The following is a 20,703-nucleotide window of genomic DNA, read 5'->3' on the forward strand; positions in this document are numbered from 1 at the left end:
ATATCCGCCCCCCACCCGGCGCTTCAGCTGTTACGCTTCGTTGCAGAACGAACTATATTGCCGAGTGAACACCCGACTGCACACCCGGGTGAGCCCGGCCGACGATTCCTGGAACGGCCGCCTCCACGGCTGCCGACCGCCCGTCGGCGCGGTACGGCGCTCACCTGACCAGCGTCTCTCCGAACCCCGCGGCACGCACCCCGTGGCCACCGGCCCCACCGGGGCCGGCGCACCGGGCACCGTGTCCGCCGGACCCGTCCGGAGGGCACGCGCGGCGAAGGGGGACGGACCGCACCCCGGCCCTTCCCCTCATCTCTCACCCCTCTCCCCTCTCCCCCGCATCCGAGCGACCTCCGAGGAAGACCCCATGAGCACCGAACCCCAGGACACGCCCTACGCCCGCAACCACATCGACGGCGTCTGGACCGACTCCGACACCATCCGGGAGTCCGTCGACCCGGCCACCGGCCTGACCCTGGGCCGCTACGCCGACGGCGGCCCCAAGGAGGCCCGCGCCGCGATCGACGCCGCCCGGCGCGCCTTCCGTACCGGCGGCTGGTCACGCGACCGGGATCTGCGGGCCAAGGCCCTGTTCGAGATGTCGGACCGGATGGCCGCGCGGCGCGACGAACTCGTCGCCCTGCTGTGCCAGGAGAACGGCAAGATCCCGTCCGAGGCCGCGCTGGAGGTCGATCTGACGATCTCCAAGATCCGTTACTACGGCGCCCTGGCGCTCACCGAGTCGGGCCGCGCCTCCGAGGTCAAGCCGGGTCTCTACTCGATGACCCTGCGCCAGCCGGTCGGGGTCGCCGGGGTCATCGCCCCGTGGAACTCCCCGGTGATCCTCTCCGTGCGCTCCTTCGCCCCGGCGCTCGCCGCGGGCGCGACGGTGGTCCTCAAGCTGCCCGCGCAGACCGCGCTCACCAACAGTCTGCTGTTCGAGATCATCGCGGAGACCCCGTCGCTGCCGCGGGGCGTGTTCAACGCCTTCACCGAGTCGGGCAGCCAGGGCGCGCGGCTCATCGTCGCCGACCCGGGCGTGGACGTCATCAGCTACACCGGCAGCACCCGCGTCGGACGCTCGATCATGGCCGACGCGTCCGCCTCACTGAAGGGGATGTCCCTGGAACTGGGCGGCAAGACCCCGATGATCGTCTTCGACGACGCCGATCTCGACGCGGCCGTGCCGGTCCTCGCCAAGGCCGTCACCACCTTCACCGGACAGTTCTGCATGACCGGGAGCCGCATCCTGGTACAGCGCGGGATCGCCGACGAGCTGCGCTCCCGGCTCTCCGCCGCGCTGGAGGCGGTACGGGTCGGGCCGGGCACCGATCCGGCGAGCGAGATGGGTCCGCTGGTGGACCACGCCAACGCCGACCGGGTCGACCAGGTGGTCGCGGACGCCGCCGCGTACGCGAAGATCCTCGTCCGGGGCGGCCGGATCACCGAGGGTCCGCTGGCCGCCGGGGCGTTCGTCCGGCCGAGTCTGGTGGAGGTCGAGGACGTGGAGCGGCCCATCGTCCAGCAGGAGGTGTTCGGCCCGGTCGCCACGTTCGAGGTCTTCGACGACGAGGCCGACGCGATCAGCCGTGCCAACGCGACGGAGTTCGGTCTCGCGGCGAGTGTGTGGTCCCGGGACGTGGACCGGCCGCTGCGGGTGGGGCGGGAGCTGGAGGCCGGCACGGTGTGGGCCAACACCTGGGCCGTGATCGTCGACCAGATGGAGGAGGGCGGCTTCAAGCAGAGCGGGGTCGGGCGCCTCAACGGCGAGCGCGCGCTGGAGGAGTTCCAGGAGATCAAGCACTTCGTCCACGCCGCCCCCAAGCTCCCCTGACCCGGGCCGAACCGTAGGTGAGCCGGTGCGGGTACCCGGTGGGTGTGCGCACCGGGACGAGTGGGGCCGGGCGGAAGTGCCCGGGGCCCGCCGCGTCAGGGCGCTCCGTGGAAGCGGTGGTGCAGGGCCCGGACCTGGTCCACCAGGGCCGGTACCGGACCCTCCACCCGCGCACCGGGCACGACGTCCCGGATCGGCAGGGCGCTGACAGGGGCGGGCGGCACACCCCACTCGGCGAGCCAGCCCGCCAGTTGCGCCGAGGAACAGATGTAGACGATACGGCCGAGGCCGACCCAGCCATGGGCCGCCGCGCACATCGGACAGTGCTCGCCGGAGGTGTAGACCGTGGCCGCCGCGCGGTCCTCCGGACGCAGACGCGCCGCGGCCCAGCGGGCCAGTTCGAACTCCGGATGACGGGTTCGGTCCCCGGAGGCGACCCGGTTGTGATCCTCGAAGAGGACGGCGCCGCCGCCCGCGACGAGGACGGAGCCGAAGGGCTCGTCGCCCGCCTCCAGTGCCTCGGTCGCCAGTTCCACACAACGCCGCAGATGCGGCAGGTCGGCGTCCTCCACCACAGGTGCCTCCTCGCCGGGAAGATCGTCCTTCCAGGCTACCCGGCCGATGAGGCGCGTTCACCGGGCTCTTCGGCCGGGGAGGCACCGGGCCGGGCGGTCACTCCGTGAAGTCGACGCCCGTGCCGCGGCGGCGGCGGTCGACGGAGAGGCGGAAGATGTCGGGGCGGGCGTAGTGTCCGGCGACGTCCAGGTCGAGGGCCTCGCCGTAGCGGCTGCCGGTGTCGAGGGTCGTGGTGATCAGCCGGGCCTCGCCGTGGACGGGCGGCAGGATCCAGGTCCCGTCCGGTCCGGCGATGCTGGAGCCGCCGTCGAAGAGCACCCCCTGCTCGGGGGCGTCCGGACCGACACCCGCCCGGAACGCGTCGCGCAGGTCTGCCGGGAGGTCGTCGGTGGTGAGGAACTGTCCGGCGGACACGACATGGCAGCGGCCCTCCAGCGCGTAGGACCGGGCCGCGATGGTGTGGCTCTCGGGCATGTCGGGCCAGAGCGCGACATGAAGCTCCTCGTCCTGCGCGTGCAGCGCGTGCCGGGCGAGCGGGTTGAAGTGCTCCCAGCAGATGAGCCCGCCGAGCCGCCCGGCGGGGGTGTCGACGACCCGCAGTCCGGCGCCGTCGCCCGCCCCCCAGACGATGCGTTCGGTGTGGGTGGGCGACACCTTGCGGTGCAGGTTCAGGGTCCGGCCGTCGGGGCCGAGGACGAGGAGCGAGTTGTAGAGCGAGCCGCTGGTGCGGGTGGGGCGCTCGTTCAGCCCGAGGACCACGGTGACCCCGTGCTCACGCGCGGCGGCGCGGACCGGGGCGAGGTCGTCCTCGTCGCCGCCCTCGTGGTCGAGGACCGGGCTCTGTTCCAGCAGCCGCGCGTGCCAGTGGCGGGCCTCGGCGTCCCGCCATCCGGCGAGGCCGAACACCCAGGCCGGGTAGCAGGTGAGCCAGGTCTCCGGGAAGACCACCAGGGACGCCCCGGAGCGCGCGGCGTCCCCGATGTGGACGACGGCGCGGCGCAGGGACTCCGCGAGATCGAGGAGGGCGGGGGGCTGCTGGACGATGGTGACGGTCGTCCGGGTCATGACGGGTCCGATCCGGGGTGGGCGTACAGCGTGGGACGGCGGTCCTGGTGGACGTCGTTGTGTTCGCTGATGGACTTGTCGCGGGCCTGGGCGAGGTCGACCGTCGCGGTGAGGACCGCCTCCTCGCCCAGCCGCGACGCGGTCACCGGGTAGCCGTCGGCGTCGACGACGGTGCTGCCGCCGAGCCAGTCCTGGCCGCGTTCGGTGCCGACACGGTCGGCGACCGCGACGAACATACGGTTGACGGCGGCGTCGGCCTGGACGCGGACGATCTCGCCGGGGCGTTCGCCCTCGGGGCGCGGGTACAGCGGCCAGTTGACCGGGCCGCACAGCAGATCGGCGCCGTCGAGGGCGGCGAGCCGTACCCATTCGGGGAATTCGAGGTCGTAGCAGACCATGAGCCCGATCCGGCCGTGCCGGGTGTCGACCACCGGGGGGCGCTGTGAGCCAGGGGTGAAGCCCCAGGTCTTCTCACCGTTCCACAGATGGGCCTTGCGGTACGCGGCGCGCGGCCCGGTCTCGTCGACGAGGACGGCCGAGTTGTAGGTGCGGCCGTCGTCGCCGCGTTCGGCGAAGCCGCCGGCGATCACGAGCCGGAGCCGGGCGGCGAGCTCGGTCCACTCCCGGACGGTGGGGCCGTCGAGGGGTTCGGCGAGGGCGTGGAGCTCGGCGGCGTCCTCGAAGACGTAGCCGCAGTTCGCCAGCTCCGGCAGGACGACGATGCCGGCGCCCTGGGCGGCGGCGTCCTCGACGGCGGCGCGGATCCGCGCGCGGTTCTCCTCGACGCGGCCGACCTGGAGGGCGAGCTGGCAGCAGGCGACCGTGACGGGCCGGGGCCCGGAGGGGGTGCCGACGGGTGCCGTCGGGGTCATCGGGGGGTTCCTTCCAGTTCGGCCTCGCTCGCGGCGCGGGCCTCGGCCTCGGCGCCGCGGTCGAGGTTACGGGAGAGGTACAGGTAGAGCAGCCCGGACACGGTCAGGCCGACGACGAACGAGAAGTCGGCGCCGCCCAGGGCGTCCGCGACCGGTCCGACGTAGAAGGTGGTGGAGAAGAACGGGATCATCGCGACGAAGCCGACCAGGTAGGCGGTGACCCCGCGCCAGGCCCAGCGGCCGTACATGCCGTCCGGCTTGAGGATCTCGGCGATGGCGTACTGGCCGCGGCGCACGAAGTAGAAGTCGACGAGGTTGACCGCGGTCCACGGCACCAGGAAGTACAGCATCATCAGCACGAAGTTGTTGAAGCTGCCGATGTAGTCGTCGGGGATGAGCAGCGCGACGACGAGCGAGATCACACCCACCACGATCAGCCCGACGACCCGGAGCCGGACGGTCGGACGGACCTTGCGGAAGCCGTCGAGGGCACTGGCGCCGGTGAGCATGGCGCCGTACGCGTTGACGCCCATGATGGAGATCAGGGCGAGCACCGAGGCGAGGACGACGATCAGTCCGAAGCCGGGGAACAGCAGGTCGCCGACCTCGCGCAGGGCCAGGATCGGGTCCGGGTCGGGCAGGTAGCTGGCGAGGATCGCGCCCAGCGACATCAGCCACACGGCGGAGAACGCGGCGCCCGTGTAGACGGCGGTGATCAGCTTGCGGGCGGGGGCGTTGCGCGGGAGGTAGCGGGTGTAGTCGGAGACGTACACCGAGTAGCTGATGTTGTATCCGGCGGCGAGGGAGAACTGCACGAGGAACGCCGTGGAGTCCCAGCCCGCGGTGGCGGCGGGGGCGCCCGCGGGGATCGGGTTGCCGGAGAAGTGCACGACGGCGACCACGGTGAGGACGGCGAACACCACGATCAGCAGATACGTCAGCCAGCGCTGCACGAAGTGCAGCAGGTCATGGCCGACGACGGCGATGACGATGGAGACCGCGATCAGCACCGGGTACCAGAAGAGCTTGCCGTCCGGGAAGATCAGCCCGAGGCCCTGTTCGGCGAGGACGGTGTCGAAGACGAGGAAGCCGACGTAGACGAAGACCGTCGCGGCGAACGGCACGGTGGAGCCGCGGCTGCCGAACTGCGCGCGCGACTGGATCATCTGCGGCAGACCCATCCGGGGCCCCTGGTTGGCGTGGAAGGCCATGAAGAAGGTGCCGACGCCGACACCGAGCACGATGGCCAGCACGCTGTACCAGACGCTGAGTCCCATGGAGGCGCCGACGAATCCGGCGACCATCGTGGGGAGCACGAAGTTGCCGGTGAACCAGAACGGCCCCTGGTGCCACACCTTGCCGTGCCGCTCGGAGCTGGGGACGTAGTCGATCGAGTGCTGCTCGATCGCTCCTTCGCGACTGGTCGCGGTCTCTGGGGTAGACATCGTCGTCGTCCTATCCGTGGTGGTGGCGGTACCGGCCGGTCGTCCCGCGGGAGCCGTGTCGGGGGAGAGATGTGCGGAGACCTTCGTACGCCGGTGGGGCCACCGCGCACATGAGGACGCGCGGGGCGACCTGCGGGCGCGTGGGGCGCGATGAGGCGGGGACTCCGGCGCGAGGGGGGACATCGCCGGTGTCCGGGGGGCCGAGCGGGGGTTCGACGGCGTTCATCGGAACCTCGGATCTGGTGCACGAGAAGTTACCTATACACAACAAAGAATGCTTATTAGGCAACTTGCATTCCGGGTAGTCTGGCTCCGGGTCATCACCCTGTCAAGCGTCGTCAGTGGGCCGATCGAGCTATCCGAGGACTGCCATGAAAGCGCTGCACCCGACGCCGTCGGCCGATCCGGTCCGCGTCGGCGCGCGGCTGCGCGCCTGCCGCAAGGACCAGGGGCTGACCATCGAGCAGGTGGCCGCCGCGGCCCAGCTGACCAGGGGTTTCCTCAGCCGCGTCGAACGCGACGAGACCTCCCCGAGCGTCAACACCCTGGTCACCCTGTGCCAGGTCCTGTCACTGCCCGTCGGCTCGCTCTTCGAGGACGCCGACACCGAGGTCGTCCGGCTGGCCGACGCGCCGCACATCAACATGGGCGGGCACGGGGTCCTGGACCGGATGGTCACCCCCCGCGCGCAGTCCAAGGTGCAGGTGCTGCGGTCCCGGCTGGAGCCGGGCGCGCACGGCGGCGACCAGCTCTACACGATCAACTGCGACGCCGAGGTCCTGCACGTCATCAGCGGTGAGGTCGAGGTGCTCTTCACGGGCCGCGCGGAACGGCTGGCCGCGGGCGACACCCTCACCTTCTCCGGCCGCGAGCCCCACAACTGGCGCAACGCGGGCGAGGGTCCCGCCGAGGTGCTGTGGACGTTCGTCCCCGCCGCGTGGAGCGGCTCGCGCTGACCACCCCGCCGCGCCACGGGGCCGACGGGGAACCCGCAGGGGCGCCCCGAAGGGGCGCGGGGAACTGCGCGAAACCCACGAGCGACAGCACACGAGCGACAGCAAAGGACCAAGTGCGCCCAGCCGGACAGACCTCGCAAGCCCGAGCGAAGGCGACCCGCGGGGAACCGCGCGGAACCACCGAGCGACGGCACAGCAACAGGTGCACTCAGCCGGACCGACCTCGGAAGCCCAAGCGGCTCAACCCCGCTGCTCCCGGTCCAGCACCCGGGTGAACGGACCGGGTACGGCGGTGAGTTCCGCCCACGTGCCCTCCTGGGCCACGCGGCCGTCCTCCAGCACCGCGATCCGGTCCGCCCGCCGGATCGTCGCCGCCCGGTGGGCGATGATCAGCGTGGCGCAGTCCGGCAGCGCGGCCAGCAGCTCGGCGTCACCGAGCCCGTCGAGGTTGCTGGTGGTCTCGTCGAGCACCAGCACCCTGGGGCGCGCGATCAGCGCCCGCGCCAGCGCCACCCGCGCGCGCTGACCCCCGGAGAGGGTCGACCCGCGTTCACCGAGCATCGTGGCGAACCCCTGCGGCAGTCCGTCGGCGATCCGGTCGACACCGGTGAGCGCGGCGACCGCGACCAGGTCCGCGTCGGAGGCCGCCGGGGTGCCCAGCCGCAGGTTCTCGCGGAGGGTGCCGTGGAACAGCGGGGCGTCCTGGCCGACGACCGCCACGGCCGCCCGCAGCTCGGATTCGGCGACCTGGCGCAGATCCACGCTCCGGCCGTCACCGGCCAGCAGTTCGACCCGGCCGTCGGCCGGGTCCCAGAAGCGGGCCAGCAGATGCGCGCAGGTCGACTTGCCCGCACCGGACGCCCCGACCAACGCCACCGTCTCGCCGGGACGTACGAGCAGGTCGAGACCGTCGAGGACAGGCCCGCCGCCGTACCCGAAGCGGACGCCACTGAGCCGGAAGCCCAGCGGACCGTCGGGGACGGGCCGGGGCGAACGGGGTTCGGGCGCGCCCCGGGGCGCCCGGACCGCCGCGCCCACCCGGGCGGCGGCGGCACGCAGACAGGCGGCCTGGCCGAGCGCGGCGGCGGAGTCGGCCACGGGTGCCAGCACCCCGAGGGCGAGGGCCACGGCCGCCGGGACCCACGCGCCTTCCAGCGTGTGCGCGGACACCGCGACGACGGCGACCAGCGAGATCACCACCAGGATGTCCCGGACGGCCGCGGACCGTGCCTCCCGGGTCTGCTCCGCGCGCTGGGCGGCGCCGAGCAGCCGCCCGTACCCGCGCAAGTCCGCGCGGCGCCGGTCGAACGCGCCGAACGCCAGCAGTTCCGGCAGGCCGTCGACGGTCTCGACCGCCCGCGCCGACAGTTCCGCCGCCGCCGACCGGGTGCGCGCGCCGAGCGCGGCGCGGTCGCGGCCTTCCAGCAGGGGGCCCAGCATCAGCGCGGCGGCCATCGGCAGCACCGCCGGCAGCAGCCAGGGTTCGAGGTCGGCGAGAACCACCGTGCCCGCACCGAACACGGCTGTGGTGGCCAGGAGTTGGGCGACGGCGTGGGCGTAGAAGAACTCCAGCGCCTCGACGTCGGCCAGCGCGGCGGACGCCAGGTCCCCGCTGCGGCGGCCGCCGATCCGCAGGGGCGCGCTGCGGGCGAGCCCGTCGAAGACCCGAACGCGCAGTTCGGCCAGCACCCGGTAGGCGAGGTCATGGGAGAGGTCCATCTCCCACCAGGTGGTCGCCGCGCGGACGAGGACGAGCGCGACAAGGGCGAGGACGGTGCCGGTGCCGGGCGCGGCGCGGGTCATGACGGCGGTGCCGACGGTGTGCGCGGCGAGCACCACAAGGGCGGCGAGCGCAGTCTGTCCGGCGAGCGCGGCGACGAAGGTCCGTACGGTCATGGAGCGATGGGCGCCGAGCACCGGCAACAGGGCGCGCAGCGAACCGCGTTCCGGCGAGGGACTCGCAGGAGAACCGGGACCGGGGGCGGCACCGGGTTCGGTGGTGCGGTGGTCCATGGTCATGCCGCTTCCCCCGCCTCGACCAGTCGTGCGTACATCCCGTCGGCGGCCAGCAGGGCGGTGTGGTCCCCGACGGCTTCGACCCGGCCGTCGCCGTCGAGCACCACGATCCGGTCGGCGTGCCGTACGGAGGCGAGCCGGTGGGCGACGACCAGACAGGTCCGGCCGCGTGCGGCACGCACCAGTTCGCGGACGATCCCGGCCTCTCGGTGTTCGTCGACGGCGCTGGTGGCCTCGTCGAGGACGAGGACCGGCGCGTCGGCGAGCAGGGCGCGGGCGAGGGCGAGCCGCTGACGCTGCCCGCCGGACAGGGTCGAGCCGCGTTCCCCGATCACGGTGGCGTAGCCGTCGGACAGGGCGAGGATCTCGTCGTGGACGCCCGCCGCGCGGGCGGCGGCGCGCAGTTCGCCGTCGGTGGCGTCCGGGCGGGCGAGGCGCAGGTTCTCGGCGACGGTGTCGTGGAAGAGGTACGTGTGCTGGGAGACCACGGCGATCTGGCGGCGGAGCGAACCGAGGGTGTGGGCGCCGACCTCGGCGCCGTCGAGCAGGACGCGTCCCCCGCCGGGTTCATGGTGCCGCAGCAGCAGGCCGACGAGGGTCGACTTGCCCGCGCCGGAAGGTCCGACGATCGCGGTGGTGCGTCCGGCGGGGGCGGTGAAGCTGACACCGCGCAGGGCGGGCCGTCCGGTGCCCGGGTAGGTGAACCGCACGTCGTCGAAGCGGATCTCCGGCCCCTGCCCGGGGCCCGCGGTGAGGTGTCCGGTGTCGGGGACGCCGCCGGGGGCGGTGCGCAGCGCGGCGATCCCGTCGGCGGCCGAGACGCCGAGGTAGCCGGAGTGCCATTCCCGGGAGAGATCGCGCACGGGCCGGAAGCACTCGGCGGTGAGCAGCAGGACGAGGTACGTCGAGGTGGCCGCCGGATGTCCGGCGGCGGCGGACCAGCAGGCGACGAGGACGGCGGCGACGGTGCCGCCCTGGACGGCGAGGTCGGTGATCCCGGTGTCGACGAGCGAGACCCGCAGTTTGGCGACGGTGGCCCGGTGCAGCGTGTCCGAGCGTTCCGCGAGCCGGGCCCGCACCTGGCCGACCGCGCCCAGCGCGCGCAGCGCGGGCATGCCCTGGAGCGCCTCCAGGTAGTCGGCGGCCAGGGCCTCGTAGGCGCCCCAGTGCCGCTCCCCGCGGCGTGCCAGCAGCCGGTCCCACCAGCGGGGGGCGAACAGGGCGAGCAGCAGCGCGGGCGCCAGTACGGCACCCGCCCACGGTTCGAGGACGGTGACGGCGACGAGTGGCGGCAGGGGCAGCACACAGGTGACCAGGAACTGGGGCAGATAGCGGGAGACGTACGCGTCGACCCCTTCGACGCCGTCGACGAGGGTGGCGCGGACGGCACCCGAGCGGACGTCGGTGTGCCGGGCCGGTCCGGTGCGGCCGAGCCGGACCAGCAGTTCGTCACGCAGTCCGACCCGTACGGCCGATCCGGCGCCGACGGCGACCCGCCGCTGCCACCGGGTGAGCAGCGCGCGGGCCGCGACGGCCGCCAGGACGGCGGCGAGCAGCGGGGGCAGGCCGGTGAGGTCCCCGCTCGCCACCGCGCCGAGGACGAGGGCGAGCAGGACGGCCTGGAGGAGGTGGGTGCAGGCGGTCGCGGCGAGCAGGGCGGTCGCGAGGAGCAGCGGGCGGCGGGCGGTCCGGGCCGCGCGCAGCAGCTCCGGGTGGAGCATCATCGGGTGTTCGTCTCCTGAGTCGTACGGGCGGTGCGGGCGGTGCCGTCCTCGGAGGCCGCCGGGGTGCCGACGGCCAGTGCGTGCACGATCCAGTCGCGGCCCGGCGGTCCGCCGAGACGGGCACCGAGGTCGGCCTGCTGCCAGGAGCCGACGGGCCGGGACACCAGGCCGAGGGCGGTGGCGGTGAGCTGGGCCCGACCGGCGCCGTACCCGGCGAGGAGGTGTTCGCGGCGGACGCGGGCGGGGGTGGCGTCCCAGGGGCAGCCGTGGGCGAGGAGGACGGCGCCGGTGGCGGCGATCCACCGCTGTCCGGCGCCCCAGATGGCGAGGGTGGGCAGTACGGGTCCGGTGGCGAGGGTGGTCAGCGTGTCGCCCTCAAGTCGTAGAAGGCCGGGTGCGGGGCCGCCCACGGCCACGCACCAGCGGGGCCCGTCGGGGGCGGCCGACGCGGCCGCTTCCAGGAGCAGGGCGAGCGCGGCGGACGAGGGCCGGCCGGCGGTCGCGAGGACGTCCGGATCGGCACTGCGGCGGCCGAGGAGGACCGCGTCGGGCGCGGCGGGGGCGCGGGGCGTGGTCCAGCTCCCGGTGCCTTCCCCGGCCGCCGCGAGCCGCGCGAGGACCCGCGCCGCCTCGGCGAGGTCGTCGTCCTGGGGGGATCGTGTCCCCGGGCTCGCGGAGTCACGAGCCGGGGCGGGTATCGGGGCGGGTACGGGTGCCTGGGCGGGCGCGGGTACGGGTGCCTGGGCCGGTACGGGTACCGGAGCCGGTGGGGGTACGGGTGCGGGTCCGGATGCGCCTGCCGTTTCCGGTACGCACCAGGGGTCCAGGGTGCCGTCCCTGGTCAGCCGGACCACGGCCAGGACGGCGCCGCCAGGTTCCGTGGCGGGGCGGTCCGTCGAAGGGTGGTCCGTCGAGGGGCGGGCAGCCGTGGCACGGCCCTTCGCGGTGCGGCCCGTCGAGAGGCCGACAGCCGTGGCACGGCCCGTCGCCGTGCGGGGCAGCAGCACGCGGCCGTCCAGGTCGAGGGTGAACGCCGGTGCGCCGGCCGCCACGAGGGCGGCCACCGTGTGCCCGGTGTCCAGCAGGACCAGCGGCCAGCCGCGGTGCCGGTAGTGGGCGACGGTGCGTTCCGCCCGCGCGTGGAGCACCGCGAACACCCCGGGCGGGGCGGGGACGGGCGCGGCGGCGACCCGCTGGAGCCGGTGTTCGGCGGGCCGGTACAGATAGCGGCCGGGACGCACCCCGCTGCCAGCGCCCATCAGCAGGAGCACATCGACGGGGTGCAGGGCTCCGGCGGACGCGGCGGGCCGCAGCCGGGCCCCGGCGACGGATCGCGCGAGCAGCCGGTCGAGTGCGGCGGGTACGGCCACCAGGGCTCCAGGGGCTCGGCGGTGGGCGGGGGGCCGGAGGTCCGGTCCGGGGACGGCCGAGGAGCGGGCCCGCGCGAGCGCGCCGGATATCAGGGTGGGCATGCCGGGCTCACATGTGCGGAGGCGGGACGAGGGTGAAGTCGCCCGGTCCGCGCGGTGGTCGGGAGCGCCAGCCGCGTGCCTCGGCCGCGTGGGCGAGGCGGGGGCAGCCGAGGTACCCGAAGGCGGCCGGGGCGTTGGGGACGAGTCCGGAGACGAGGACCCGGGCGACCCTGAGTTCCGTCTCGGCGATGTCCTCGGTGGTCAGGTCGAGGGTGACCGTCCGGTGGCCGCCCTCGGCGAGGCGCGCGTCGAGACGCGTCCGGCTGCCGGTGGCGATGTCGTGCACCGGGACCGTGCCGAGCGCGGGGTGGGTGAAGCGGCGGGCCAGGGGCGCCGTCCGGGGGTCGAGCCACACCTGTACATGGGCGCCGAGGTCCCGTACGGACGCGAACTCGGGTCCGCAGTCGTCGAGGTAGCGGCGGTCGGCGCGGTGCTCCAGGTACAGACCGCGGGCCAGGGTCCCGGCGTCGACCGCGCGGAACACCCAGCCGTCGAGGTCGAGGGTGCCGAGGGTGAACACCCAGGTGTGCACGGCTTCCAGGACGGCCTTGCGTACCGCTTCGGCGGGGTCGTAGCGGCAGGCGAAGCCCGCCGCGTACAGATCGCGGACGGGGTCGTACGCCAGCGCGGCGACGCACGGCGCGAACTCGGAGGGCATCTCGACGGCGCTGATCTCCAGTCCGCCGCCCGCGAGTTCCCGCTCCAGGCCGGGGACGCTCGCGAGGTCGATGCCCCGGGTGGGCCCGTCGAGCCGCCACCACACCTCCAGGGCGTCCCGCTCCACCACTTCGAGCAGCCCGCGTTCCACGGCGTCGTCGAGTCCCTGGCCGGTGGCGATGCCCGCGTAGTTGAGGTGATGGGTGCGCGGGAGGTCCCGCAGGGCGCCCTGGCGCCAGTTGAGGTGGGTCAGCGCGACCGGCGCCCACACTTCCGTACCGGCTTCGTCGCCGCGTGCCCAAAGGGCGGGGGTGTCGTCGGTGAGGGGCCGGTAGGGGAAGCCGGGGCGGGCGTACTGCCAGGGGGCGTAGGCGGGCAGGTCCCCCGGTCCGTACACCGTGCGGCCCTCGGCGCGCAGTTCGGCGGCCGTGGCCCGGCGCGGGGCGGCCGGATGGCCGGGGGGTGGCAGCCGGTTGCCGCAGTAGCGTTCCACCGCTTCGGCGACGGCGGCGGTCCGAGCGCCGTCCGGGTCACCGAAGGTGGTGCCCAGCGAGACCCGGTCGGCGGGCCAGAGCCCGAACCGGCGCGCGTCCGCGACCTCGGCGGTCATCGCGGTGTAGCGGGGCGGCGCGCCGGTCGGATGGGGCACGGGGGCGACCGAGCGGACGATTCCGCAGACCGGGTCCACGAGTTGGTCCAGGGACAGCGGGGCGGTGGTCACGTGCGTATCTCCTGGAGGGGGTCGGTGAAGGGGCGGCGGCCGGTGCGGACGGGCAGCAGCAGGGCGCTGCCGTCGGTGTGCAGGGTGCGCCGGGAGGGGCGCAGCCGGGTGGCGGTCGTCGGGTCGTCGCCGGTGTGCGGGTTGCGGGCGTGGGCGGGGAAGTGGTGTCCGCCGATCTCGACCCGCAGCCGGGTGCCCGCGCCGAGGCGGCGGGCGAGGAAGCCGAGCGGGACGGTGAACGTGACGGGCGCACCGGGAGGATCGGTGCGGCGCGCGGTGCCGAGGGCGAGGGGCTCGGCGCGGCCACGCGGGTCGAGCGCGACGAGCCGCACGAACCAGTCGGCGGCCGGGGTGTCGGCCGCGACCCGCAGCCGGGCGCACGCGGGGCCGAGGAGGTCCAGGGGGCGGGGCAGCGGCGGGGTGAGCAGGAGCGCCCGGTCGGGGTGGGCGCGGGGGTCCGTGTCGAGCCGGTCGGAGCGCATGGGGCGGTCGGGGTCGGCGGTGAAGTCCCGGCCGCGCAGCAGCCGTGGCCCGGTACCGCTGCCGCTGCTGACGAAGGGCAGGGCGGTTCCCGCGTCCGGGGCGGTGTCCTGCGGGGTGACCGGGTACCAGTGCTCGCTGCCACCGAGGGCCACCGCGCCGTGCGCGCCGGGCCGTCCGGTCGGGGCGAGGGCGGCCCGGGCCCACCGGACGTAGAGCCTTCCCAGGTCGGTCCGGTGGCCCGGCCGGGCCTCGGGCGCGGGTTCGGCGGTGAGCCCGTGGCCCCAGGGGCCGAGGACGAGTCGTGCGGGACCGCCCCAGTTCCGCCAGAGGGCGAGCGTGTCGGCGGCGAACGGGTCACGGGTGCCGCCGACGGCGAGGAGCGGGACCCGTCCGTCGGCCCAGGGGGTCCGGTCCGGGGCGGCCGGGGTCCAGACGTCCGCCCATGACGGCAGGGGGCGTCCCAGCCGCTCGGGCAGCGCGCTGACGGGGAGGTGTTCGAGGAGGCGGGGGTCGTCGGCGAGCGCCTTGCCGAGGGCGGCGGGGTCGGACCCGGCACGGTCGCCGTGGGCCGCCCACCATCCGGCGCGCCCCAGCAGCCTCTCCACCCCGGACGGTTCACGGGCGACGGCGGCCTGGCCCACGGCGGGAACCGCGGCTATGACCCCGTCAGGGGCCGCGGCGGACCGGGGCACGGAAGCGGCGGGGGCCGGGGCGCCGGTGGTCGCGGGCGGGGCCGGTTCCGCGCCGGGCACGGCGGTGACCAGCGCGCAGTACGCGGCGTAGGAGGCACCGACGGCGATCACCCGTCCGTCGGACCAGGGCTGGGCACGAATCCAGCGCAGGGTGTCGGCGCCGTCGCCGGCCTCGTGCCGGTACGGGTGCCAGTCGCCGCCGGACGCGTGGCGCCCCCGGACGTCCTGGACGACGGCGGCGAAACCGTGGGCCGCCCAGGCGCGGGCCTCACCGCGATGACCGCGGCGGTCGTAAGGGGTCCGGAGCACGACGGCGGGGAAGGGGCCGGCCCCTGCGGGCAACCGGACATCGGTCGCCAGCGCGGCCCCGGGGACGGGAACCTGTACGGACATGGGGCCGGGTGCAGGGCCGGGTGCCGGACCGGGTGCCGGACCGGTCGTACCGTCGGTCGGCACGGTGGTCGACGGGCCGGACGGCGGGGCGGTCATCGGGGGGCGCGGCCGGCGGTCCGGGGCGCGGCGACGGCCGCCCGGGAACGCGGTGGGCCGGTCACGGTGGACGCGGGTGCGCGGGTGGTGGACGCGGGTTCGGGTGCGGGCACGGCGGGCACCGGTTTGTCGGACTCAGGCGCGATCGACGCCGGTGCGGGCCCATCGGACTCCGACGCGGCCGACGCGGGTGCGGGCGTACCGGACTCCCGGGCAGGCAACACGGCCGTACCGGACTCCGGCGGGACCGACCTTGGCGTACCGGACTCCGGCGCGGTCGGCATGGCGGGCGCGGAAGCGTTGCGCGGCGGTTCGGCGGATGCCGGGTCGGTGGGCACGGGTAGGGCGGAGGCGGGGGCCGAGGTCGGGTACGGGGCCACCTCGGGGACCGGGAGGACCGGGTGTCGCGAGACGGTGAGCCTCCGTACCCGTACCCGCCGCAGTCGCCGCCGTGCGCTCCGGTCGCCGGACGCCCAGGCGACAAGGTCCTCCATCAGCAGCCCGGCGGTGAGCGCCGCCGAGGCGGTGGAGTGCCCGGAGCCGGGGCCTTCGGCGGACAAGGACGCCCAGTACGCGCCGAGTTCATGGTGGGCGGCGGTCGCGGCGAGCCTGCGCAGCCGTACATGGGCGGAGGTGACGTCGTCCGTGGTCGCGGCGAGGGGCTCCAGCCAGGCCGTGTCGCCCTCGCGGTGGCACCGCAGCCAGGCGACGGAGTGCCCGGGCAGCCGGTCGGCCTCGTCCCAGAGTCCCGGCGGCACCGGTCCGTCGAGGCACCAGACGACCACGGTACGACCTGAGCCGCCGGACCGCCGTGCCGTGCGCGGGAGCCGGTCAGGTGTGATCGTCCCGACCTCGGCGCCCTCGTCCCGCGCACAGCGCATGAGGGGGTCGACGAGCACGGGGTCGCCCAGCAGCAACACCTGGCACCCCGTCAACATGCCTGTGCCGAGAGGCTCACGGGTCGCGTACCCCGCGCCCTCGAAGGCGGCGACCAGGGCGTCGAGCGCCGGGTCCGTACCGCCGGACGGGCCGTCGCCGTCGGCGGAGGCCGCGGCGGGTCCGTCAGGAGTCCCGTCCGGGGCGTGCAGCCGTCGGCGCAGGTCCGTCTCGCGCACCTCTCCGGTCGCCACCTTCAGGAACTCTCCGCCAGGGGTGCGGACGGCGAGCCCTCGGCCGGGGACGGTGACCAAGGCGACGCCGGGGGCGAGTCGCACGCTGTTCACGGGGGCACTCCTCGTTTCCTGTGCTGGAACTGCTCGGACTGCTCGGACTGCTGTGAACGCCCGGCCACTTGGACCGCTTGGGCCACTCGGACGGGCGGGCTGCTCGTGTTGAAGGCAAGGGGGGCCGGGCCGGGCCCGCCCGGAACCGTGGTCCGGACGGGCCCGTCCGCGCGTGTCGCCACCGACGTCGCGGGGCACCGGTCGCGCGAGGCGCCGGTCGCGCGAGGCGCCTGCCGCGCGGGCGGCGGCGCAACTGCCCGGTGGTGGTGCCGGTACTACTTCTCGGTGTCGGCGTCGCCGTCCACCGGGGCGTCGTCGAAGGGGTTCTCGACGAGCGCGTTGGAGTGGGTGGCGGACAGGTGGGCGAGCTGGCTCTGGTCGGCGATCGGGCTGAACACGCTCTGCTGGTCCATGAGTCGGGACTCCAATCGTGGAAGGAAAGCCCCCCTCCGGTGTCGTCCGGGGGGAACATCGATGACTCTAGTGAATATGATTTTCATTTTACAAGAGGAGTCTCGTCCTTCACCGGGTGATCCGGGTAACACACGGGCCAGCCCCCCTCCGGATCACGCCCCACCCGCCCCACCACACCGAGGACATCGGCGAGCAGCGCGGGCGTGACGACCTCCCGGGGCGGGCCGTCGGCGGCCACGGTTCCCGAGCGCAGGGCGACGATCCGGTCCGCGAATCGCGCCGCGTGCCCCAGGTCGTGGAGCACCATCACCACGGTCAGGCCCCGTTCGTCCCGCAGCCGGGCCACCAGACCCATCACCTCCAGCTGATGACGCAGGTCCAGATAGGTGGTGGGTTCGTCGAGCAGCAGCACCCGGGTGCCCTGCGCCAGCGCCATCGCGAGCCGTACGCGCTGGCGTTCACCTCCGGAGAGCGAGTCGACCGGGCGGTCCGCCCAGCCGGTCACGCCCACGTCGGCCATGGCGCGGGCGCACACGGGATCGTCGCTGTCGCGGAGCATCCCGAGCGGGCCCCGGTCCGCGTACCTCCCCTGCCGTACGAGCTGACGTACCGTCATGCCGGGTACGGCGGGTGCCGACTGGTGGAGCAGCGCGACACGGCGTGCGGCGGCGCGGCGGGAGAGCCGGGTGAGGTCGTCGCCGCCGAGGAGCACCCGGCCGGCCGACGGGCGCAGCAGTCCGGCGCAGAGCCGCAGCAGGGTGCTCTTGCCGCAGCCGTTGAGTCCGACCAGGGCAACGGACTCGCCCTCGGTGACGTGCAGCGTGACCCCGCGCAGGACCTCGTGGCCGGGATAGCCGAACCGCACCTCTTCCAACTGGATCATGTCCCGCTCCTCGCCGTCCGTCCCGGTTCGCCCGGGGTGCTCACCGCTCATGTCCCCTCCTCCCTCGACCGCCGCGCCACCAGGAGCAGCAGCACCGCGCCGACGCCGGTCGTCAGCGCGCCGGTGGGCACGCTGAGCCGGTCGGTGTCCGTCATGTCGGCCAGCAGCCGGGACAGCCACTGGGCCGCGGCGTCCGCCCCGCACACCACGCCCGCGCCGAGCAGCGCGGCGCCGGGCAGCGCGACGCGCAATCCGGCGCCGAACAGCGCGAAGGCCAGATGGGGCACCAGGAGCCCCACGAAGCCGAGCGCCCCGACGGCCGCCACCGCGCCCGCGGTCAGCGCGACCGCGCAGACGAGGGCCGCCACGCGGGCCGGGCCGGTGCGCAGTCCCAGGGCCGCGGCCTGTTCGTCGCCGCAGCGCAGCAGGGTCAGCGGGGCGGCGAGGGTCCAGGCGGCCAGGGCCCAGAGGAGGGCCCAGGGCCACAGCAGGGTCCAGTGGTCCCATACGCGGCCCTCCGTGGAGCCGACCAGCCACTGGACCACGCTGCCCAGTTCGCCCGGTGCGACGAGCAGCACCATCGCGGTGAGCCCGGACAGCACGGCCGACACGAGCACGCCGTACACGGCGGTGCCTACGGGGTCGTCGGCCTCCCGTCCGGCGAGCAGCCACAGCAGGCCCGCCCCGGCGAAGCCGCCGATCATGGCGGCGGCGACCACGGCGGCCGGTGACTCCCAGCCCGCGAGGCCGAGTCCGGTCGCGGCGACCGCGCCGAGCACCGCGCCCGGGGTGACCCCGGTGACCTCGGGTCCGGCGAGCGGATTGCGCAGCGCGGCTTGCAGCACCGTTCCGGCGAGTCCCAGGCAGGCGCCCGCCCCGAGCGCCACCAGGGTTCTGGGGAGCCGCAGTTCGAGGACGATGTGCCGGGCGAGCGGGTCGCCGCCGCCGCTGAGCACCCGCCATACGTCGGACGGTCCGAGCGCGCGTCCGGCGACCAGGTCGGCGCAGCCGACGGCGACGACGGCGAGCGCGAGGATCAGCAGCCGCTTCACCGGGTGCCTCCGTCCGTCTCGGGGAGGGCCGTCGTGCGCCGTTCCCCCGGGTCGGCGTCCCGGGGCGCGGTGACGGCGGCCGGACGCGCGCGGCGACCGCCGCCGGGCGGTGGGTGGCCGCGTCCCCGGGCCCGGAGCAGGGCGACGCCCGCGGGCACCCCGAGCAGCGCGGTCCAGGCGCCGACGGGGGTCTCGACCGGGGCTAGGGCGAGCCGGGCGGGGAGGTCGGCGCAGGCCACGATGACCGCGCCCCAGGCCGCCGACCAGGGCAGCCAGCGGACGGCGTCCGCCCCTGGGCGCAGCCGCCGGGCGAGCTGGGGGGCGAGGAAGCCCACCCAGGCGACCGGCCCGCAGACCGCGACCACGGGTGCGATGAGCACGATGGCGATCGCCAGCGCGGCGAGCCGGGCCCGGCCGACCCGGACGCCGAGGGCGCGCGCGTCGTCGTCACCGAGACGCAGCACCGACAGGACGGGCGCGCACAGTGCCAGGGCGGGCAGCGCGACGGCGAGCCAGGGCCACAGCCCCGTCACGTCGTGCCAGGTGCGCGCCGAGAGACTGCCCAGCAGATAGCGGTAGATGAGCTGGAGGTCGAGCTGGTCGGCGAGCACCATCAGTACCAGCAGCGCCGATTGGAGGGCGGCGGTGACGGCCGCGCCGGTGAGCAGTACGGCGGAGGGGCTCCGGCCGAGGCCCGCCGCGAGCAGGGTGAGGGCGCCGCCGAGGGCGGCACCGGCCAGCGCGAGCAGGGGTTGCACGGCGAGCGGCACGGACAGGGCGAGGACCAGCGGGGCGGCCACCCCGAGCGCGGCCCCCGAGGAGACGCCCAGCATCTCGGGGACGGCGAGCGGGTTGCGCAGCGCTTCCTGGAGGACGAGTCCGGCGGCGCCCAGACAGGCGCCCGCGACCAGGGCGAGCACCAGCCGGGGCAGCCGCAGTTCGGTCACCACGAACTCGTGCGGCAGCGCGGCGAGGGGCACATAGGGGGTGCCGAGGGTGAGCGCGCCGACGGCGAGCGCGAGAAGCGCGCAGAGCACGGCCAGGGAACGGCTCACTTCAGCTTGGCCGTGGCCTCGTCGAGGACGATCCCGAGGGACCGGGTGCCGCGGCCCTTGGCCCATACCTCGGGGTCGACCTCGTGCACCGCGCCGTTCCTGACGGCCGGGATGCGCGACCAGAGCGGGTTCTTGGCGAGCTTCTCGGACAGCTTGCCTTCGGCGGGGCCGCCGAAGGAGAGAGTTTCGACGAAGAGGACGTCCACGTCCCGGGCCAGGATCTCCTCCATGCTGTAGGAGCCCTCCACCCCGCGGCTGCGCCAGGGGTAGGAGGCGATCTTGGGGAGGAGTCCGGCGGCGACGTCGTTGCCCTCGGTGGCGACCCCGAAGTTCTCGTCGCTGCCGAAGATGACCAGTGCGGTGCGCTCGCTGCGGGCCCGCTCGGCGCGGGCCAGCTTCTCGCGGAACGCGCGTTCGGCCGCCTCGCCCTCGGTGGTGCGGCCGGTCAGCGCGGCGAGGTCCCGGAGGTAGCCGACGCTGTCCTGCCAGCGGGCGGGCTGCACGGGCCAGAAGACCGTGGCGCCCTTCAGCGCGGGGGCGAGCTTGCCGTGGGTGTCACCGAGGCCGATGACCAGGTCCGGCTCGTGGGACAGGATCGCCTCGGCCTCGGGGCTGAGGAATCCGCCGGGGACGACGGGGACGCGCGCCGCCTTGGCCTTGCCCAGGAAGCGCGGGTGGGCGAGGAGTTGGCTGTTGGTGGCGGTGGGGGTCATCCCGAGTTCGGCGAGCATGTCGTCGCAGAGGGCGACCAGGCAGACCACGCGCCGGGGTGGTGCGGGGGTGGCGACGGTCTCACCCTTGGCGTCGGTGATCTTCCGGCGCTCCGCTATGGGTTCGACCCGTACGTCGGTCCGTTCCGAGGCGGCCCGGCCGTCCTCTCCGGCGTCGCCGCCGTCCGTGCTCGTGCCGCAGCCTGCCAGCAGGGCCGCCAGTACGGCGGCGGCGGTCCAGCGCCGGGCCGCCCGCAGATCGTGTCGGGACATCTCTTCCTTCTTTCTTTCACCAAAACAGGCGCTCATGATAATCATTCTCAATAGAATGGGTCACGCCCCCTCCCCCGCCCCGACCAGGAGC

At 74.7% G+C, this 20,703-nt stretch carries 16 protein-coding genes and 1 pseudogene; 2 read left to right on the top strand and 15 right to left on the bottom strand.

Annotated elements, in window-relative coordinates; all coding sequences use genetic code 11:
- Positions 1–367: 367 nt before the first annotated feature.
- Positions 368–1,834, top strand: coding sequence for an aldehyde dehydrogenase family protein (locus AB852_RS36510; protein ID WP_073795725.1), 1,467 nt, complete (start codon positions 368–370; stop codon positions 1,832–1,834).
- A 95-nt stretch (positions 1,835–1,929) separates the two neighbouring features.
- Here AB852_RS36510 and AB852_RS36515 read toward each other — a convergent pair whose 3' ends face one another.
- From AB852_RS36515 to AB852_RS36530, 4 genes are all read right to left on the bottom strand, one after another.
- Positions 1,930–2,409 carry a nucleoside deaminase gene (locus tag AB852_RS36515; RefSeq protein ID WP_073795728.1) on the bottom strand — a complete coding sequence of 160 codons (480 nt, stop codon included), beginning with the start codon at positions 2,407–2,409 and terminating at the stop codon, positions 1,930–1,932.
- A 97-nt stretch (positions 2,410–2,506) separates the two neighbouring features.
- Positions 2,507–3,475 carry a carbon-nitrogen hydrolase family protein gene (locus AB852_RS36520; RefSeq protein WP_073795730.1) on the bottom strand — a complete coding sequence of 323 codons (969 nt, stop codon included), beginning with the start codon at positions 3,473–3,475 and terminating at the stop codon, positions 2,507–2,509.
- The gene (locus AB852_RS36525) at positions 3,472–4,347 is read right to left on the bottom strand and encodes a nitrilase family protein (protein WP_073795732.1); all 876 of its coding nucleotides are present in this window, start codon (positions 4,345–4,347) and stop codon (positions 3,472–3,474) included. The genes AB852_RS36520 and AB852_RS36525 overlap by 4 nt, the downstream gene beginning before the upstream one ends.
- A complete protein-coding gene (locus tag AB852_RS36530; protein ID WP_073795735.1) occupies positions 4,344–5,792 on the bottom strand; it encodes a purine-cytosine permease family protein in 1,449 nt (482 codons plus the stop codon). The genes AB852_RS36525 and AB852_RS36530 overlap by 4 nt, the downstream gene beginning before the upstream one ends.
- 371 nt (positions 5,793–6,163) lie before the next feature.
- Between AB852_RS36530 and AB852_RS36535 the strand changes: the two genes are divergently transcribed.
- Positions 6,164–6,748 carry a helix-turn-helix domain-containing protein gene (locus AB852_RS36535; RefSeq protein WP_073795737.1) on the top strand — a complete coding sequence of 195 codons (585 nt, stop codon included), beginning with the start codon at positions 6,164–6,166 and terminating at the stop codon, positions 6,746–6,748.
- Positions 6,749–6,988: 240 nt separating this feature from the next.
- Here AB852_RS36535 and AB852_RS36540 read toward each other — a convergent pair whose 3' ends face one another.
- From AB852_RS36540 to AB852_RS36585, 11 genes and pseudogenes are all read right to left on the bottom strand, one after another.
- Entirely contained in the window at positions 6,989–8,767 is a 1,779-nt protein-coding gene (locus AB852_RS36540; RefSeq protein ID WP_073795739.1) for an ABC transporter ATP-binding protein, read from the bottom strand.
- The gene (locus AB852_RS36545; protein WP_073795742.1) at positions 8,764–10,488 is read right to left on the bottom strand and encodes an ABC transporter ATP-binding protein/permease; all 1,725 of its coding nucleotides are present in this window, start codon (positions 10,486–10,488) and stop codon (positions 8,764–8,766) included. Before AB852_RS36545 ends, AB852_RS36540 begins: the two co-directional genes overlap by 4 nt.
- Positions 10,485–11,960: a nitroreductase family protein gene (locus AB852_RS36550; protein ID WP_143201330.1), complete on the bottom strand. Its 1,476-nt coding sequence runs from the start codon at positions 11,958–11,960 to the stop codon at positions 10,485–10,487. The genes AB852_RS36545 and AB852_RS36550 overlap by 4 nt, the downstream gene beginning before the upstream one ends.
- A 7-nt stretch (positions 11,961–11,967) precedes the next feature.
- Positions 11,968–13,338, bottom strand: coding sequence for a YcaO-like family protein (locus AB852_RS36555; RefSeq protein WP_073795746.1), 1,371 nt, complete (start codon positions 13,336–13,338; stop codon positions 11,968–11,970).
- The gene (locus AB852_RS36560) at positions 13,335–14,906 is read right to left on the bottom strand and encodes a CocE/NonD family hydrolase (RefSeq protein ID WP_073795912.1); all 1,572 of its coding nucleotides are present in this window, start codon (positions 14,904–14,906) and stop codon (positions 13,335–13,337) included. Before AB852_RS36560 ends, AB852_RS36555 begins: the two co-directional genes overlap by 4 nt.
- A 92-nt stretch (positions 14,907–14,998) precedes the next feature.
- Positions 14,999–16,225, bottom strand: a complete 1,227-nt coding sequence (locus tag AB852_RS36565; RefSeq protein WP_073795749.1) for a hypothetical protein — start codon at positions 16,223–16,225, stop codon at positions 14,999–15,001.
- Between the two features lie 275 nt (positions 16,226–16,500).
- The gene (gene amiA, locus AB852_RS40150) at positions 16,501–16,638 is read right to left on the bottom strand and encodes a streptamidine family RiPP (protein WP_178391211.1); all 138 of its coding nucleotides are present in this window, start codon (positions 16,636–16,638) and stop codon (positions 16,501–16,503) included.
- Positions 16,639–16,705: 67 nt separating this feature from the next.
- Positions 16,706–17,522: pseudogene (locus tag AB852_RS36570) on the bottom strand (ABC transporter ATP-binding protein).
- Between the two features lie 47 nt (positions 17,523–17,569).
- Entirely contained in the window at positions 17,570–18,574 is a 1,005-nt protein-coding gene (locus AB852_RS36575) for a FecCD family ABC transporter permease (protein ID WP_073795751.1), read from the bottom strand.
- Positions 18,571–19,617 carry a FecCD family ABC transporter permease gene (locus AB852_RS36580; protein WP_073795917.1) on the bottom strand — a complete coding sequence of 349 codons (1,047 nt, stop codon included), beginning with the start codon at positions 19,615–19,617 and terminating at the stop codon, positions 18,571–18,573. Before AB852_RS36580 ends, AB852_RS36575 begins: the two co-directional genes overlap by 4 nt.
- An 8-nt stretch (positions 19,618–19,625) precedes the next feature.
- Positions 19,626–20,612, bottom strand: a complete 987-nt coding sequence (locus AB852_RS36585) for an ABC transporter substrate-binding protein (protein WP_073795753.1) — start codon at positions 20,610–20,612, stop codon at positions 19,626–19,628.
- Positions 20,613–20,703 lie beyond the last annotated feature (91 nt).

Source organism: Streptomyces uncialis (assembly GCF_001905345.1).
Classification (GTDB): Bacteria; Actinomycetota; Actinomycetes; order Streptomycetales; family Streptomycetaceae; genus Streptomyces; species Streptomyces uncialis.